We start from the raw sequence: 16,493 nt of genomic DNA, 5'->3' as shown, positions 1-16,493 counted from the left end.
GCCGGAGGACGACTGTCCCGAGGTGGATCGTGTGCAGGAACGAGCGATGAGGAGAGCGCCCGCGTCTCCTGTCGCGGAGCCCGGGACGTTCGGCCCTGTCCGCACGGTCCGGCTCGGGCGAGCCTGAAGGGAGCCGGACCCGGCTGCCAGCAAGGGATGCCTGATGAATGCACAGCTCGTCGTCGGATGGGACGGGTCCGCTTCGGCGCGACGCGCACTCGAGTGGGCACTGGCGCAGAAGGCCGAGTCGATCCTCCTCGTCGCGGTCGTCGACGGTCTCGACCGGTACAGCGGCAACGATCTCAGCGCCGATCCGCGCGCGGGCGGAGCCGTCTCGGTCGAGACCGCGGCCGCCGACGCGGAGCGAGCGAACCCCGGCGCCGTGGTGCACTCCCGAGTGCTGATCGGTCATCCGGTCGAGCAGCTCGCCCGCCTCTCCGGCCCCGGCACCCTGCTCGTCGTCGGCGACCGCCGACGCACTCTCCTCCCACTCCGCGGCGGCTGGAGCATCGGCGCCCGACTCGCCGGGAGAGCCGCCGGCCCCGTCGCGATCATCACCGAGGACACGGCGGGCGACGGATCCGGGGTGCTCGTCGGGATCGACGACTCCGACGACGCCCGCGCCGCGCTCGCGTTCGCCGCCTCCTGGGCGGCGCGCACGCAGCAGACGCTGCACGTCCTGCACGCCTGGCGCACGCCGTTCCTCTGGAACGACGGCGTCCCGCCCGAGACGCTCCTCGGGGACATCACGGCTCAGCACGCCGAGGTCCTCGCGGACGCCGTCGCCGAGGCGCGCCGGCTGCACCCCGGGCTGGTCGTCGAGGGCGTCGAGGTCGACGGGGTCGCGGCCCGATCTCTGCTCGACGCGGCCTCCGGTCGCGCGCTCCTCGTGGTCGGTGACGGAGGCGTCTCCCGTCTCGAGCGGATGCTGATCGGCTCCGTCGGCCACGACGTCCTCGTGAACCTGGCCGTTCCCACCGTCATCGTCGGCCGGCGCAGCCCCGCTCCGAAGCCGAAGCCGAAGCCGAAGCCGATCGTCGAAGCGCCCGCCCGGCGTCAGGCACCGACCCGCACCGTCGTCGCCTGGGGCGGTGACGCCCCCTCCCGATCCGCGGTCGAGTGGGCTCTGATCCGTGAGACGTCCGGGAGCGTCGAGGTGGTCATGATCGCCGACGAGTCCGCGAGCGTCCCCGATTCGATCGCCGCCGCCGAGGCGGTCGCGCTGGACGATCGGGAGCTCTCGCGGATGCTCGAGCAGGTCAGCGCCGCCGCTCCCGATGTCGCCCTGCACGGCCGGGTCGTCCGCGGCTTCGTTCTGCACACCCTTGCCGCGCTGACACGACCCGACACCCTCCTGGTCGTGGGGACGGAGGATCGCGAGGGCCCGCGGTTGCGATTCGGGCTCTCGGTCGGCGCTCATCTGCCCGCGCTGGCTCACGGGCCGTTCGCGATCGTGCCGCAGACCCTGGACCCGGCGCTGACCGGCGTCGCGGTCGGCGTCGACGGCTCGGCGGCGTCGAACGCGGCGATCGTCGTCGCCGCGGCAGAGGCGGCGCGACGCGGGCAGACGCTGCACCTGGTGCACGCGTGGACCGAGCCTGCCCTCTACGACAGCACCTTCCTCCTCGACGGCGAGTTCATCCGCTCGCTCGAGGCCGACCACCGCTCGATCCTCGACGCTGCGGAGCGAGTCGCTCGGGCGAGCGGTTTCGACGTGCGCATCGAGACGCACCTGGTCGGGGGCGATCCGGCGCACGCCCTCGCCCATCTGTCGCCGAAGGCGGCGACGATCGTCATCGGCACCCGCGGACTCTCGGGCTGGCGCCGACTGGTGCTCGGTTCCGTGAGCCGCGATCTGATCCTCAACCTCGACACGCCCCTCATCGTGGTCGGCCCCCCGGATGCGCGACCTCTCGATGCCGCCACGCGCGATCAGCACGAGGTGGTCTCCGCATGAGCATCCTCGATCTCCTCGAGACCGCCCCACCGGCCCGATGGCAGTCACGGGCACCGCAGGTCCTCTCGGAGCGGTCCCTCGACGAGCTGGACGCCTGGTGGCGCGCCGCGAACTATCTGTCGATCGGGCAGATCCACCTCCTCGACAACCCGCTCCTGCGCGAACCTCTCGCCGCCGCTCACATCAAGGCGCGCCTGCTCGGGCACTGGGGGACGACTCCGGGGCTGAACTTCGTCTACGCGCACCTCAATCGCGTCATCCGCGACCGCGATCTGAACGCGATCTTCGTCACCGGCCCGGGCCACGGCGGCCCGGGGATGGTCGCGAACACCTATCTCGACGGCACCTACAGCGAGGTCTACGACGACATCGACCGCAGTACCGACGGGATGCGCAAGCTGTTCCGGCAGTTCTCGTTCCCCGGCGGCATCCCCAGCCACGTCGCTCCGGAGACGCCCGGGTCGATCCACGAGGGCGGCGAGCTCGGCTACTCGCTCTCGCACGCCTACGGCGCCGTCTTCGACAACCCGGACCTGCTCGTCGCGGCTGTCGTCGGCGACGGCGAGGCCGAGACCGGTCCGCTGGCGACGAGCTGGCACGGGAACAAGTTCGTCGACCCGCTGCACGACGGCGTCGTCCTGCCGATCCTGCACCTCAACGGTTACAAGATCGCGAACCCGACCGTCCTCGCCCGCATCCCCGAACGCGAGCTCGAGCAGCTGATGCGCGGCTACGGGCACACCCCGTACCTCGTCTCGGGCGGCTTCGACGGCGAGGATCCGCGCGATGTGCACCGCCGCCTCGCAACGGTGATGGACCTGGCGTTGAACCAGATCGCCGAGATCAAGGCCGATGCGCTGTCGGGGCGACTCGACGGGCGGCCCGCGTGGCCGATGATCATCCTCCGCACCCCGAAGGGCTGGACCTGCCCCGCCTTCATCGACGGCCTGCCCGCCGAGAACAGCTGGCGCTCGCACCAGGTGCCGCTCGCGAACGTCCGCGACAACCCCGAGCACATCGCGGTGCTCGAGCGGTGGATGCGCTCCTACCGGCCCGACGAGCTGTTCGACGAGGCCGGCGCACCCGTGCCGCTCGTCACCGCACTCGCCCCGGAGGGGGCGCGCCGGATGAGCGCGAATCCCATCGCGAACGGCGGGCTGCTGCGGAGGCCGCTGCACCTGCCCGACTTCCGCGACTACGCCCTCGACGTGCCCTCGCCCGGAGCGACGACCAGCTCGGCGACGACGGTGCTCGGCACCTGGCTGCGCGACGTCATCGCCGCGAACCCGCACGACTTCCGCATCTTCGGACCGGACGAGACCGCGTCGAACCGGCTGCAGGCCGTGTTCGAGGTCACCGACAAGCAGTGGGACGCCCAGGTCCGCGTCGCCGACAGGGACAACCACCTCGCGCGCTCCGGCCGCGTCGTCGAGATGCTCAGCGAGCACCAGTGCCAGGGCTGGCTCGAGGGCTACCTGCTCACCGGCCGGCACGGGCTGATCAACTCCTACGAGGCGTTCGTGCACATCGTCGACTCGATGGTCAACCAGCACGCCAAGTGGCTGAAATCGTCTCGCGAGATCGCCTGGCGCCGGCCCGTCTCGTCGCTGAACTACCTGCTCAGCTCCCACGTCTGGCGGCAGGACCACAACGGCACCTCGCACCAGGACCCCGGCTTCATCGACCACGTGATGAACAAGAAGGCCGACATCGTGCGGGTCTACCTGCCGTTCGACGCGAACACCCTGCTCTCGACCTACGACCACTGCCTCCGTTCCGTCGACTACATCAACGTGGTGGTCGCCGGGAAGCAGCAGGAGGCGAACTGGCTGTCGATGCCGCAGGCGATCGAGCACTGCACCCGCGGCATCGGCGTCTTCGGCTGGGCCGGGTCGGAGATCGCGGGGGAGGAGCCCGACGTGGTCCTCGCCTGCGCCGGCGACGTCCCCACCCTCGAGGTCCTCGCCGCCGCGGCCCTGCTGCGCGCCGAGGTGCCGACGCTGAAGGTGCGGGTCGTCAACGTCGTCGACCTGATGCGCCTGCAGAGCGAGGGTGAGCATCCGCACGGGCTCAGCGACGCGGACTACGACGCCGTCTTCACCACCGACAAGCCCGTGATCTTCGCGTACCACGGCTATCCGTGGCTGATCCACCGGCTCACCTACCGCCGGCACGGGCACGCGAACCTGCACGTGCGGGGCTTCATCGAGGAAGGGACCACGACCACTCCGTTCGACATGGTGATGCTGAACGACCTCGACCGGTACCGGCTCGTCCTCGACGTGCTCGACCGGGTACCCGGGTTAGCGGCCCGCGAGGCGGGCGTCCGGCAGCGGATGCAGGACGCGCGACTCGAGGCCCGGGCGTACACGCGTGAGCACGGCGTCGACATCCCGGCCGTCGCCGAATGGAGTTGGACAGGGAGCGGCCCGCAGGGCGCGACCTATCACCGCGCCGATGTCCACCCGCACGGTCACGAGGCGGCTGAGCGGGCTGCCGCGCTCCAGTAGGTCGCGCAGGGGGGAAGGGCCGGGCGGTCATCGCCCGGCCCTTCCTCGATCCCCGACCCTCAGGCCGGGACGACCACTGCGGGGCCGGCCAGGTTCATCAGGACGTCGTGAGTCGTCCGTCCCACGGCTGCTCCGCTCCGCCCGCTCGACGCTGCGAGGACGAGCAGGAGACTGGTGGGGGCGGCGTCCGCGAGAGCGACGGCCGCGGGGCGTCGGAGTCCCCGCACATGGACGGCCAGCCCCGGCGCTGTCTCGATCGCCAGCCGGCGCGCGGCCGCGAGAAGGCGATCGGATGCGCTGACCGTGTCGACGTCGCGGTCGGCGCTGCCGAGGGGAATGCTGATGTCACCGTGGATCAGGGTCAGCTCCTCCCCGAGGGCGGCGGCCTCCGTCGCGGCGAACCGCACAGCGCGAGACCCCGCCGAGCTGTCGGCGACACCGACGGCGACGCCGCGCCGCGTCCGGCCGGAGGCCTCCGGGATGATCGCCACCGGGCAGAGCGCGCCTGCCACGAGTCGCAGGCTCCGCGAGCCGAACACACGGCCGCGGAGGAATCCGGTCTTGTGGCTGCCGACGACGACGATCGCCGCCTCGGCGGACGCGGTGATCAGCTGCTCCATCGCGTCGCCGAGGACCATCAGCCCGCGCACCCGCCCGATGCCCGCCTGCGAGCGAGCGCTCATGACGGCACGGTCGAGGACGGAGCGGGAGGCGTCGTCGCCATCACCGTCGCGACCCGATGCGTGCAGGAACGCGAGATCGAGGTTGAGACGCGCGGCTCGCTCGATCGCCCAGCGCGTCGCCGCGTCGCTGGGACCCGAGCCGTCGACTCCGACCACGACCGGATCAGGCATCACGTCACCTCCTCACCCGAGCCTGATCGAGGCGTGGGCCCGTCCCCAGGGCCGAACGTCCCGATACCCGGAGGAGCCCTCGTCGACCCCGATACCGCGAACGAGGTGGTCACTTCCCGGGAAACGGTTCCCCCGGTGAGGGGGCGCACGCGATCATGGAGTGCTGGGTCAGCCGACCGACGGCGGAGCGGAGCACGCATGCCCCATCTCGACCCGTCGTCAGGCGAGGGTCGCGTCGACGGTCCCCTCCAGGACGGCGTGCAAGGCCGCCTGCGAGCGCTCCTGCGCGCCAATCGCGCCGTCGTCGAGGACATCGACCTCCCGGCCGTGCTGCGCCGCATCGTCGATGCCGCCGTCGAACTCGTCGACGCCCGGTACGGCGCCATCGGCGTGATCGGGAGCGACGGGTCACTGGAGGAGTTCCTCCACGTCGGGATGGAGCCCGACCTGGTCGCCTCGATCGGTCACCTCCCGGAGGGCCACGGCCTGCTCGGCGCGCTCATCGGCGATCCGCACCCGATCCGCGTCCCCGACCTGACCGTCGACTCCCGAGCCGTCGGCTTCCCCGCCCGGCACCCGCCGATGAAGTCGTTCCTCGGCGTCCCGATCCGCGTGCGCGATCAGGTGTTCGGCAACCTCTATCTCACTGATTCCCGCGCGGGCGCCTTCACCTCGAACGACGAGCACCTCGTCATCGCGCTCGCGGCGACCGCGGGCGTCGCCATCGACAACGCCCGCCTCTACGCCGAGACGCGCCTCCGCCAACGGTGGGCGCAAGCAGCGGCCGAGATGACCTCGGCGATCCTCGCCCCTGACGACGACGACGTCATCGGCCTCGTCGCCACGCGCATCCTCGATCTCGCGGGCGCGGATCTCGTCGGCGTCGTCTTCCCGACCGAGGACCCCGAGCAGCTGCGCATCGGTGTCGCCCGGGGGGTGGGGGCCGAGGCGTTCGAGGGCCGGATGATCGACGCGCGCGACTCGATCTCGGGGAGCGTCCTCGCCGGCGGCCAACCACGGGTGCTCGATCGGATCATGACGGCGACGAACGGCGGCACGCCCACGTCCGGCGGCCCGGTCCTCGCCGTCCCCCTGATCGCCGCCTCCCGGGCGCTGGGTGTGCTCGTCGTGACGCGCCGGCCCGGGCGTCCGCTCTTCACCACCGCGGACGTCGAGATGGCGTCCGATTTCGCGGCCTACGTCAGCGTCGCGATGGAGCTCTCGGCCGCGCGAGCCGATCAGCAGCGGATGGCGCTGCTCGAGGACCGCGGGCGCATCGCGCGCGACCTGCACGACCACGTCATCCAGGAGCTGTTCGCCACAGGCCTCGACCTGCATCAGGCCGCCGGGGCGCTGCCGCCGGGACGGGCCGCGACGAGGATCGAGCGCGCGGTCGCGAGTCTGGACGAGAGCATCTCCCACATCCGGACGGTCGTGTTCGCCCTGACCGCGAACCACGACGGCAGCGGGACCGTCCGTCACCGGATCCTCGACCTCGCCAACGAGCTCGCGCCTGTTCTCGTGCGCACCCCGAACATCAGCTTCGCCGGCGCCGTCGATCTCCTCGTCGTCGACGACCTCGCAGATGACGTCCTCGCGGTCGCCCGCGAGGCCCTCACCAACATCGCCCGTCATGCGGAGGCGACCGTCGTCACTCTGCACCTGACCGTCGCCGACGGCGTCGTCGTCCTCGAGCTCAGCGATGACGGTGGCGGATTCAGGGAGGGCGGCCGGCGCAGCGGTCTGGCGAACCTCGAGCAGCGCGCTCGGGCTCGAGGAGGCTCGTTCACGATCACCAGCGTCCCCGGCGACACCCGCGTGCGCTGGAGCGTCCCGTTCCTCCCGACGATCCCCTCGGAGCAGTCATGACCCGCGTCTTCCTCCTCGACGACCACGAGATCGTCCGGCGGGGTCTCGCGGAGCTGCTCGGGTCCGAGCCCGACCTCGAGATCGTCGGTCAGGCCGGCACCGCCGCAGCGGGGCTCCGCGAGATCCTCGCACTGCGCCCCGACGTCGCCGTGCTCGACGTGCGCCTCCCCGACGGCAGCGGGATCGACGTGTGCCGGGACGTGCGCTCCCGCGATCCGGGCATCCGCTGCCTGATCCTCACCGCGTACGACGACGACGAGGCCCTCTCCGCGGCCGTCATCGCCGGTGCCGCCGGATACGTGCTCAAGGACATCCGTGGCAAGGGCCTCGTCGACGTCGTCCGCGCGGCCGCAGCCGGCGACATCCTCCTCGATCCGGCGATCGTCGCCGCGGTCGCCGCCCGCCTTCGCGGGGAGCACGGGGTCGACCCGCGCCTCGCCGGGCTCACCGAGCGCGAGCGGCGGATCCTCGCGCTGATCGCCGACGGCATGACCAACCGGCAGATCGGCGTCGAGCTCTCCCTCGCCGAGAAGACGATCAAGAACTACGTCTCCAGCGTCCTGAGCAAGCTCGGCCTCGAGCGGCGCACCCAGGCAGCCGTCCTGCAGACAGAGCTGCGCCCTCCCAGTCCGCGGTAGGGCCTGGGAGGGTGCAGTGGTGCGCCGTTCGATTCGGGTCAGACGGCGGTCTCGGTCGTCTCCTCGCGGGGGAGGACGATGTCGTTGATCCGCACGTTCACCGCAGTGACCTCGAGGCCGACGATGGTCTCGACCGCGAGGATGATCGCGGAACGGACGTCGGACGCGACCTTCTGCAGGCTCATCGGGTACTCGGCCGTGAAGGTGACGTCGATGCCGACCGTCTGCTCGGTCACGGCGACGGTGACGCCCTGGTGATGATTGACGGTGTTGAGTGCCCCGCGCACGGCACCGAGGACGCGGGTAGCGGCACCGCCCAGCTCGTGCACGCCGGTGACCTCCGACGCGGCGAGACCGGCGACGGTCGCGACGACGTCCTGGTCGATGGTCGTGGTCCCGAGCTCGCCGCCGGTGGCGGTGGTCGAGACGATCGGGTCCGCGGTCGTGGGTGTGGCGGCCATGACGGCTCCTTCTCCGCCCGTCACCGGGCATCGCGGAGACGGCTCACGATCGCGTGTCTGCGATCGTGCCGCCGTTCCTGCGATCGACGCTACGGGGCGGGCTCCCGCGGTCGTAGGGCCGAAGGTCCCGGGCCGGGTGAGCGCGGATCAGGGGTCGAGGTCACCCGGATCCGCGGCGGGCGCGTCGGCGCCCAGGATGAGCACCGTCCCGCCCGGGTCGACGGAGAAGGCGGCGGCGTGTTCGACGGTCATGGTGATCTCCTCAGGAGGTTCTTCGGAGCGGGTCGCTCAGGTGCGGGCCCACCAGGATCTTCACCGCGGTCTCCTTGCGGTCGATGAGGGTGTCGAAGCCGCCGTCGATCAGGCGTTCCAGCGGGATGCGCGCGGTGATGAAGGGGGCGAGGTCGACCTTCCCGGACTGGACGAGGGCGATGGTCGCGGGGTGGTCGTCGACGTAGGCGATGGTGCCGCGGAGATCGATCTCCTTCAGCACCAGCTTCTGCATGTCGATGCTCGCCCGGCTGCCCCAGATGGAGACGTTGACGATCACGCCCGCAGGCTTCACGGCGTCGATGAGCTGATCGAGGACGGCGTTGACGCTCGTGCACTCGAACGCGACGTCCACGCCGATCCCGTCGGTGAGCTCGTGCACGCGGGCCAGGAGGTCCTCGGTCGTCGGGTCGATGACGACATCGGCCACTCCTGTCTCGCGGGCCATCGCCTGCCGGGCGGCACCGGGCTCGGACATGATCACTCGAACGCCTTCCGCTGTGAGCACCGCGGCGAGCAGGAGGCCGATCGGCCCCGCTCCGCCGATGAGCGCCGTGTCGCCGCGCTGGGCCCCGCTGCGGGTGAACGCGTGGTGCCCGACCGCGAGGGGCTCGATCAGTGCCGCCTGATCGAGCGGGATGCCGCCGATCGGCTGCACCCAGCGCCGGTCGACGACGACCTTCTCGCTGAGTCCGCCCCCGCCTCCCGCGAGTCCGATGAAGCCCATGCTCGTGCAGAGGTTGTAGTGCCCGGCGAGGCACGGAGCGCAGTGCCCGCAGACGGAGTACGGCTCGACGACGACGTTCGCGCCGACCTCGAGGTCGGTCACCCCGTCGCCGAGGGCGGTGATGGTGCCGCTGAACTCGTGCCCCATCGTGACCGGCACCTGCTCGTGCGTCAGCGGGTGGGGGTGCCCGGCGGGCGGGATGAAGATCGGACCCTCCAGGTACTCGTGCAGGTCGGTCCCGCAGATGCCGCACCAGGCGACGTCGATCGCCACGGCCCCGGGGCGGAGCTCCGGCTCGGGGACGTCGTCGATGCGGATGTCGTGCGGGCCGTGGAAGCGTGCGGCTCTCATGAGGTCTCGATTCACGTGTCGGGAGGGAAGGAGGGGGAGGGTCCCGCTTCAGTAGGAGGAGACGACGATGTCGTTCTGCAGGTGCGTGATGCTGGGCGAGGACCAGGCGGCGCGCTCGGCGGCGCGACGCTCGGGCCAGCTGCTGACGGTGCCGCTGAGAACGAGCCGGGTGCCGTCGAGGTGCGCCTTGATGCGTCCGGCGTCGACCGTCGCGTCGCGCACGAGCGCGTCGCTGATCCGGACCAGGGCGTCCGCCGCGCTGGGTCGTGCGCGCAGGGTGATCATCGACAGGACGTCCTTGATGCCGGGGACGTGGGCGAGCGCGTCGCGGGCGCTCTGGCGCTCGAAGTCCCAGTGCACTTCTCCGGCGAGGACGACGGAGCGTCCGTGGATCTCGGCGGTCACGGTCTCGGGGATGAAGCGTCCGCTCGTGAGCGCGGTCTGCACGCTCTCGGCGAAGTCGCCGTCGCTGATCGACGCGGAGCGGGCGGAGTGGACGGTCAGCTCGTCGACGAGGGTGCGCACGCCGTGCACGCGGAGGGCCGCGGTGCAGGCGTGGAGGCGCTCGAGGTAGGTGGGGGTCTCGCCCGAGAGCGTGACCGCGCCGTGGTCGACGGCGACTCCGATCGTGGCGGCGTCGACGTCCGGAGTCCAGTTCAACTCGTCCTGCACGGCGAGCTGGATCTGGTGATCGGTGCGTGCGGGGGCTGCGAGGGTCATGATGCGTCCTGCTCCGTGATCGCGGAGACGGCTCGCGACCGTGCGTGTGCGCTGGTGCCGCCGCTCCTGCTACCGACGCTAGGCACCGCGCAGTCGCGGCCGTAGTGCCGAAGGTCCCGGAACCGCCCGGGCACGGATCAGAAGCCGGGACGTTCGCCTCTACCTCTCCGCCCTCCCTCCGCCCACGCTCGAGAGAAGACCTCACCGCCGCACCGCGCGGCACCGGGGTGGAATCGAGCGTCATGACCGCGCCCATCGTCGTCGGGCTCTCCGACTCCTCCCACAGCAGGGCCGCCCTCGACTGGGCTCTGCGCCGTGCGGAGCGCACCGGCACCCCGGTCCTGGCCGTCTTCGTCTCCGACACCGATGCCGCCGCAGGGCATCCCGGCGCGGCGAGCCTCCAGGCGGCCCACGGCGAGGTCGTCCTCGCCCGCGACGCCTTCGGAGCAGCGTCCAAGGCCCCCGACATCTCCGTCACCACCGCGCTGCGCCGCGGCCGCCCCGTCGACGAGCTGACCGAGGACGCCCGAGGCGCCCGGATGATCGTCGTCGGAACCCACGACGACCGGAACGGGGCGGAGCCCGGCACCCGGCACTCGCCCGCCGTGGACCTCGCCGCGCGCTCGACAGCCCCGGTCGCCGTCATCCCGACCCCGCAGTCAGGACATCACGGCGGCATCCTCGTCGGCATCGACGGATCGCCGGCCGCACGCGCCGCCGTGCTCTTCGCCGCGAGGGACGCGGCCGAGCTCGACGAGCAGCTCACCGTCGTCCACGTGTGGACACCGCTGCAGGCCTGGGTCCCCGGCTTCGTCCCCGACCAGGGCTTCTACGACCTGCTCCGGACCGCCAGCCTCGACCTGCTCGCCCTCGAAGTCGCCGCCGTTCACGCGCAGTTCCCGGACCTCGGCGTGCACAGCAGATCCGAGACCGGGGACCCCGCGACCGTGCTCACCCGTCTCGGGAAGGACGCCCTCGAGATCGTCGTCGGCGCCACCTCCCGTCACGGCCTCCAGCGTCTCCTGCTCGGCTCTGTCGCGTACGACACGCTGCGCGGCGCCTCCCGGCCCGTGATCGTCGTCCCCGACCCGGCGGTCTCCGGATGACACTCGACCGAGACCAGGAGACGCCCATGAGCACCCGATCGAACACCACCCTCGTCGAGCTGACCACTGAGGAGTGCTGGCGTCTGGCGCGCTCGACGGACATCGGCCGCCTCGCGGTCATCGATCACACTCCGTCCACTCGCGGCCCGAGCGCCACGATCGTGCCCGTCAACTTCCTCGTCCACGACGGAGCGATCTTCTTCCGCAGCGGCCCGGGCAGCAAGATGATGGACATCACCCAGCACCCGCGCGTCGCGTTCGAGTTCGACGGGCACCGCGGCCGGCGCTTCTGGAGCGTCGTCGTCCACGGCGACGCTCACCGGCTGAACTCCGACATCGACATCGAGAACTCGGGGATCCAGCAGCTCGAGGCGTTCCACGACGACGACAAGAACAACTTCGTCCGCATCGACGTCGTCTCGATCACCGGCCGGTCCTTCTTCCGCTGGCCCGTCTACCGCCTCCGCCGCGCCCTCCGCCTGCATCGGGCTCGTCGCCCCGGCCCGACCAGCCTGCGGACCGCGGACTAGTGGCGTGGTGAACACGATCTCGCGTGCTCGCGACGGCGATCTCGTGTTCAGCACGCCCTCCGCCGCGGAACCGGTCCGGGGCGGGGTCGTCGGCCGCCTCGCCGGCGAGCGGCTGCCGGGTCTCGCGCTGGTCGGCGCCGCGCTCGTCGTGGCGGGGACGATCGAGCCGACCGCACCGGCCCGTGTCAGCTCGACTTCAGCGCCTCGCGGAGCTTCACCCGCGAGCCCATCCGGAGCAGCGAGTTCGTGTAGATCGTGCTCGCCACCGCCATCACGGCGGTCGTCGCGACGATGAGGAGGGCGAGCGAGACCAGCGGCTCCCACCAGTCGGCCTCGCCGAAGAACAGGCGCACGGGCATCGCCACGGGAGCGCTGAACGGGACGTACGACAGGATCGTCATGACGAGCGCGTTGTCGCCGAAGAGCACGACGCCGAAGTACGGGACCATCACGAGCATCATCGCCGGGGTCATCACCGAGCCCGTGTCCTCCTGGCGCGAGACCAGTGCCGCTCCGGCGGCGAAGACGCTCGCGACCAGGACGAATCCGAAGACGAAGAAGACGACGAACCAGATCAGCGGAGCCGAGAGCAGATCGAGCAGCTCGGTCTGGCCGGTGATCGCCAGCCCGAGGGCGGACGCGGCGGCGATGGCGGCCGCCGTGCCGACTCCGATCACCGAGTTGCCGAGGATCTTGCCGGCGAGCAGCGCCCGGGCGGGCACGGCGGCGAGCAGGATCTCGACGATGCGCGACTGCTTCTCCTGGACCGTGTTCTGCATGATCGTCGCTCCCGAGCCGAGGACGGCGAGCATGAAGACCAGGCCGAACGCGAGCCCGATGAGGGTGCGCAGACCCGACGGGGTCTCGGAGGGCTCGAGCAGGGCGACTTCGGGGCTGACGGAGAGGGCCGAGATCAGGCCCTCGGGGGCCTCGTCGAGGGCGACGATCGAGAAGCCGAGAGCGGAGTCGTCGGGGACGAGGGCCGCGTCGACGGTCCCGTCGCGCACGAGGTCCTCCGCGTCGGCCTGCGTGGCGACCTCGGTGATCTCGAGGGTGCCGGAGTCGGTGACGGCGGAGGGCACGGATCCGACGACCGCGACCGGGGTCGCCTCGGCGGTGCGGTTCCCCAGCACGCTCGAGAGGACGATGCCGCCGATCACCAGGACGAGGGTGATCACGGTCGAGACGAGGAACGCCTTCGAGCGCACCTGCGAGAGGATCTCGCGCTCGGCGACGAGGAGCGTCGCGCCCCAGGTGCCGAGTCGCGCGTCGCGGGGTGCGTCCGGGTGAGGGGCGCTGCTGGTCGCGGGGGAGCCGGTGCTGGTGCTCGTGCTGGTGCTCATCAGGCTGCTGCTCTCTCGTCGGCACCCGAGGGTGCGCTGACCACGATGTCCCGGAAGATCTCTCCGAGGGTCGGCCTCACGGGCCGGAAGGCCGTCACGGTGCCCCGCTCGACCGCGGCGCGCAGGACGGCGTCGGCGGCGGCCGCGTCGGCGTGGAAGAGCGCCGACGTCCCGGCGAGCTCGGCCACCTCGACGCCGGGCAGGCCGCGGATCCAGCCGACGTCGCCGCTCATCTCGAGCGACCAGCGGTCGCCGGAGTGCTGGTCGCGCAGGGCCTCGCGCTCGCCGGCCGCCTGCACCCTGCCGCCCGCGATGATGACCAGGTCGTCGCAGAGGCGCTCGACCACGTCGAGCTGGTGGGAGGAGAACAGCACCGGCACTCCGCGCGCCGCGTGCTCGGCGATCACGGCGACGACCTCGTCGACGGCCAGCGGATCGAGCCCCGAGAACGGCTCGTCCATGATGAGCACGTCCGGGTCGTGCACGAGCGCCGCGGCGACCTGGACGCGCTGCTGGTTGCCGAGCGACAGCGCCTCGAGCTTGTCCCGCCGGCGCTCGATGAGTCCGAGCCGCTCGAGCAGGTCGTCGCCGCGCTGCACCGCGGTCGCCTTGTCGATGCCGTGCAGCCGCGCGAGGTAGGCCAGCTGCTCGCCGATCTCCATCTTGGGATAGAGGCCGCGCTCCTCCGGCATGTAGCCGAAGCCGTGCAGGGCGGCCTGGCCCACGGGCGAGCCGTCGAGCGTCACGGTGCCGGAGTCGGGGCGGAGGACCCCGAGAATCATGCGCATGGTCGTGGTCTTGCCGGCGCCGTTGCCGCCGACGAAGCCGGTGAGGCGCCCTCGGGCGACGTCGAAGCTGACGTCGTCGACGACGCGGCGCTCGCCGAAACTGCGACTGATGTTCTGCACGCTGAGCATGCGACCTCCCCGGGATCCGTTGACACCTCCACGCTAGGAGCGGGCCGCGTCGAGCGCTTCCGGCCCGGGGGTGAACCGGTGTCTCCGCCTCGAGACGGAGGAAGGGGTCAGCCGACGAGGCCGGACCGGTAGGCGTAGACGACGGCCTGCACCCGGTCGCGCAGCGCCAGCTTCATCAGCACGTTCGACACGTGGGTCTTCACGGTCGCGCGGCCGACTCCGAGCAGGTCGGCGATCTCGTCGTTCGAGAGCCCCTGCGCCATCAGCCGCAGCACCTCGACCTCGCGCGGGGTCAGCTGGTCGGGCTCTGTGCCGCTCGGCGCAGGGGTCCGCACCCGGTCGGCGGCCACCGCGCGCTCGATGACCGCGCGGGTCAGCTCGGGCGCGAGCAGCGCCTCCCCGGCCGCGATCGCCCGCACCCCGTAGACCAGGTGCTCCGGAGGGGAGTTCTTCAGCAGGAACCCGCTCGCGCCGGCGTCGAGCGCCTCGAGCAGGTAGTCCTCGCGGTCGAAGGTGGTCAGCATGAGTACGCGCACCGGCGACTCCGGATCGGCGAGCAGGCGTCTGGTCGCCTCGATCCCGCCGATGCCCGGCATCTCGACGTCCATGCACACCACGTCGGGGCGTGTCCTCGCGACGAGCTCCAGGGCCTCCTCGCCGCTGGAGGCCTCACCGACGATGTCGATGCCGGGCTGCACCGAGAGGATCGTGCTGATGCCCTGGCGCATCAGGGCGTGATCGTCGACGAGGACGACGCGGACGTCGCTCATGCCGCGACCCCGAGGGGGACGGCGACGCGGACGACCCAGCCGGAGCCGGCGCGCGGCCCCGCCTCGAGCACGCCGTCCAGCGTGGCCGCGCGCTCGCGCATGCCGACGAGGCCCAGACCTCCGTTGCGCTGCCGGGGGCCGGGGCGGCCGAGCCCGTCGTCGGCGACCTCGAGCTCGACGGCGGACCCGCCGTAGCGCACGTGCACCCGCGCGCGCGTGCCCGGCCCGGCGTGCTTGAGCACGTTCGTCAGCGACTCCTGGGCGATGCGGTAGAGGTTCAGCCCGACCAGCGGCGGCACGGCGAACGGCTCGCCGACCTGCTCGAGCGTCACCCGCAGCCCGGCCGCCTCGGCGTCGGCGATCAGCGCTGGGAGGGAGTCGAGGCCGAGCGACGCGGTGACCGGGTCGAGCACCGACTCCTCGTCGCGGAGCGTGCCGAGCAACTGGTACAGCTCGCCGACGGCCGCGCGCGACGTGCCCTCGAGGGCCTCGAGCTGGCCGCGGGCCCGACCGGGATCCGAGTCGAGCAGGGTCCGCGCCGCCGCCGCCTGGACGCCCATCAGCGAGACGTGGTGGGCCACCGCGTCGTGCAGCTCCCGGGCGATGCGGAGCCGCTCGATCGTGATGGCCTGCCGCGCGACCTTCGCCTGCTCGTCCTCGAGCTGGCGGGTGCGGAGGTCGGTCAGGGCCCGCTGGCGCGCCGAGGCCCAGGCGTGGTTCCCGAACCACCAGGCTCCCGCGAAGTAGAGGATGTTGATCAGGATCTGCTGGAGCAGGTACGCGGCGACCGGGGTGAGCGCACCGATGCCCGCGCCCTCGAACTCGAGGTCCTGCGTGCTCGCGCGGAAGAACGTCACGAGCAGCCACACGGCCATGACGATCACCAGCACGCCGCGGGTCCAGTCGGCCCGCGCCCGCCTCGGCTCCCAGGCCCCGACGCTGTACATCGCCATGAAGAGGGCGATGTTGCTGATGGTGAGCTCGGGCACGCGCAGCTCGCCGACCAGCAGGAACGCCACCGAGGTGACGGCGAGGACGGGCACCGGGGCACTGCGGCGGAAGGCGAGCGGCAGGATCACGAGGGCGAGGAGGCCGATGCTCAGCGCCGGCTCGGCGCCGTCCGGGTACATCCCGATCGCGCGCCCGAGGACCAGCGAGAGGATCGAGGCGCCGAACAGGGCGGCGGCGGTCGCGGCGTCGGCCCGGCGCTGATCGGCCGTCACCGACGGCCTCCGCCACTGGCGTGAATCGGGATCGGCTGTCATCTCGCGGCCAATCTACCGGGGCGCCGCCGTGGCCGCCGGGACGGGAGGGAGGGCGACGATCAGCACGACTCCGGCACTGCGCCGATCGGCGCTCCGGCGGAGGAGAACTCTCTGGGAGGAGGCTCGGAGAACGGGAATCCGTACCCCCCGACAAGGGCGAGCGTGTAGATTTCGCGTTCCCGTGATGCGGTTGCACTCCTACTGT

14 protein-coding genes are annotated in these 16,493 nt (G+C 71.8%); 6 read left to right on the top strand and 8 right to left on the bottom strand.

The window, feature by feature from the left end; all coding sequences use genetic code 11:
• Nucleotides 1-163 precede the first annotated feature (163 nt).
• Together C1I63_RS00685 and C1I63_RS00680 are read left to right on the top strand one after the other, a co-directional pair.
• The gene (locus C1I63_RS00685; RefSeq protein WP_107573392.1) at nt 164-1,957 is read left to right on the top strand and encodes a universal stress protein; all 1,794 of its coding nucleotides are present in this window, start codon (nt 164-166) and stop codon (nt 1,955-1,957) included.
• On the top strand, nt 1,954-4,467 hold the full coding sequence (locus C1I63_RS00680; protein ID WP_107573391.1) for a phosphoketolase family protein: 2,514 nt from the start codon (nt 1,954-1,956) through the stop codon (nt 4,465-4,467). Before C1I63_RS00685 ends, C1I63_RS00680 begins: the two co-directional genes overlap by 4 nt.
• Before the next feature lie 59 nt (nt 4,468-4,526).
• On the opposite strand, the gene C1I63_RS00675 is transcribed toward C1I63_RS00680, so the two are convergent.
• Nucleotides 4,527-5,321: a universal stress protein gene (locus C1I63_RS00675; protein WP_107573390.1), complete on the bottom strand. Its 795-nt coding sequence runs from the start codon at nt 5,319-5,321 to the stop codon at nt 4,527-4,529.
• Between the two features lie 198 nt (nt 5,322-5,519).
• On the opposite strand from C1I63_RS00675, the gene C1I63_RS00670 reads away from it, so the two are divergent.
• Both C1I63_RS00670 and C1I63_RS00665 read left to right on the top strand, forming a co-directional pair.
• Entirely contained in the window at nt 5,520-7,190 is a 1,671-nt protein-coding gene (locus C1I63_RS00670; protein WP_107573389.1) for a sensor histidine kinase, read from the top strand.
• Complete coding sequence (locus C1I63_RS00665; RefSeq protein ID WP_107573388.1) at nt 7,187-7,828, top strand: response regulator; 642 nt, start codon at nt 7,187-7,189, stop codon at nt 7,826-7,828. The genes C1I63_RS00670 and C1I63_RS00665 overlap by 4 nt, the downstream gene beginning before the upstream one ends.
• Before the next feature lie 38 nt (nt 7,829-7,866).
• Here the strand turns inward: C1I63_RS00665 and C1I63_RS00660 are convergent, their stop codons facing one another.
• The 3 genes from C1I63_RS00660 to C1I63_RS00650 form a co-directional block, all read right to left on the bottom strand.
• Nucleotides 7,867-8,289 carry an Asp23/Gls24 family envelope stress response protein gene (locus C1I63_RS00660; protein ID WP_107573387.1) on the bottom strand — a complete coding sequence of 141 codons (423 nt, stop codon included), beginning with the start codon at nt 8,287-8,289 and terminating at the stop codon, nt 7,867-7,869.
• Between the two features lie 262 nt (nt 8,290-8,551).
• A complete protein-coding gene (locus C1I63_RS00655; RefSeq protein WP_107573386.1) occupies nt 8,552-9,637 on the bottom strand; it encodes a 2,3-butanediol dehydrogenase in 1,086 nt (361 codons plus the stop codon).
• Nucleotides 9,638-9,685: 48 nt separating this feature from the next.
• A complete protein-coding gene (locus C1I63_RS00650) occupies nt 9,686-10,357 on the bottom strand; it encodes a BON domain-containing protein (protein ID WP_107573385.1) in 672 nt (223 codons plus the stop codon).
• Nucleotides 10,358-10,599: 242 nt separating this feature from the next.
• Between C1I63_RS00650 and C1I63_RS00645 the strand changes: the two genes are divergently transcribed.
• Nucleotides 10,600-11,463, top strand: a complete 864-nt coding sequence (locus C1I63_RS00645) for a universal stress protein (protein ID WP_107573384.1) — start codon at nt 10,600-10,602, stop codon at nt 11,461-11,463.
• A 26-nt stretch (nt 11,464-11,489) separates the two neighbouring features.
• Complete coding sequence (locus tag C1I63_RS00640) at nt 11,490-11,993, top strand: pyridoxamine 5'-phosphate oxidase family protein (protein WP_170116278.1); 504 nt, start codon at nt 11,490-11,492, stop codon at nt 11,991-11,993.
• A gap of 185 nt (nt 11,994-12,178) precedes the next feature.
• Here C1I63_RS00640 and C1I63_RS00630 read toward each other — a convergent pair whose 3' ends face one another.
• The 4 genes from C1I63_RS00630 to C1I63_RS00615 form a co-directional block, all read right to left on the bottom strand.
• A complete protein-coding gene (locus C1I63_RS00630) occupies nt 12,179-13,336 on the bottom strand; it encodes an ABC transporter permease (RefSeq protein ID WP_107573382.1) in 1,158 nt (385 codons plus the stop codon).
• On the bottom strand, nt 13,336-14,253 hold the full coding sequence (locus tag C1I63_RS00625; protein ID WP_107573381.1) for an ABC transporter ATP-binding protein: 918 nt from the start codon (nt 14,251-14,253) through the stop codon (nt 13,336-13,338). The genes C1I63_RS00630 and C1I63_RS00625 overlap by 1 nt, the downstream gene beginning before the upstream one ends.
• A 107-nt stretch (nt 14,254-14,360) precedes the next feature.
• Nucleotides 14,361-15,023: a response regulator gene (locus C1I63_RS00620; protein WP_107573380.1), complete on the bottom strand. Its 663-nt coding sequence runs from the start codon at nt 15,021-15,023 to the stop codon at nt 14,361-14,363.
• On the bottom strand, nt 15,020-16,288 hold the full coding sequence (locus C1I63_RS00615) for a sensor histidine kinase (protein ID WP_146168328.1): 1,269 nt from the start codon (nt 16,286-16,288) through the stop codon (nt 15,020-15,022). Before C1I63_RS00615 ends, C1I63_RS00620 begins: the two co-directional genes overlap by 4 nt.
• Between the last annotated feature and the right edge of the window lie 205 nt (nt 16,289-16,493).

It is taken from the genome of Rathayibacter caricis DSM 15933 (genome assembly GCF_003044275.1).
In the GTDB taxonomy this organism is placed as follows: domain Bacteria; phylum Actinomycetota; class Actinomycetes; order Actinomycetales; family Microbacteriaceae; genus Rathayibacter; species Rathayibacter caricis.
The sequence above is the reverse complement of the archived record's forward strand: the minus strand, read 5'-3'. Positions and strand labels throughout refer to the sequence as shown.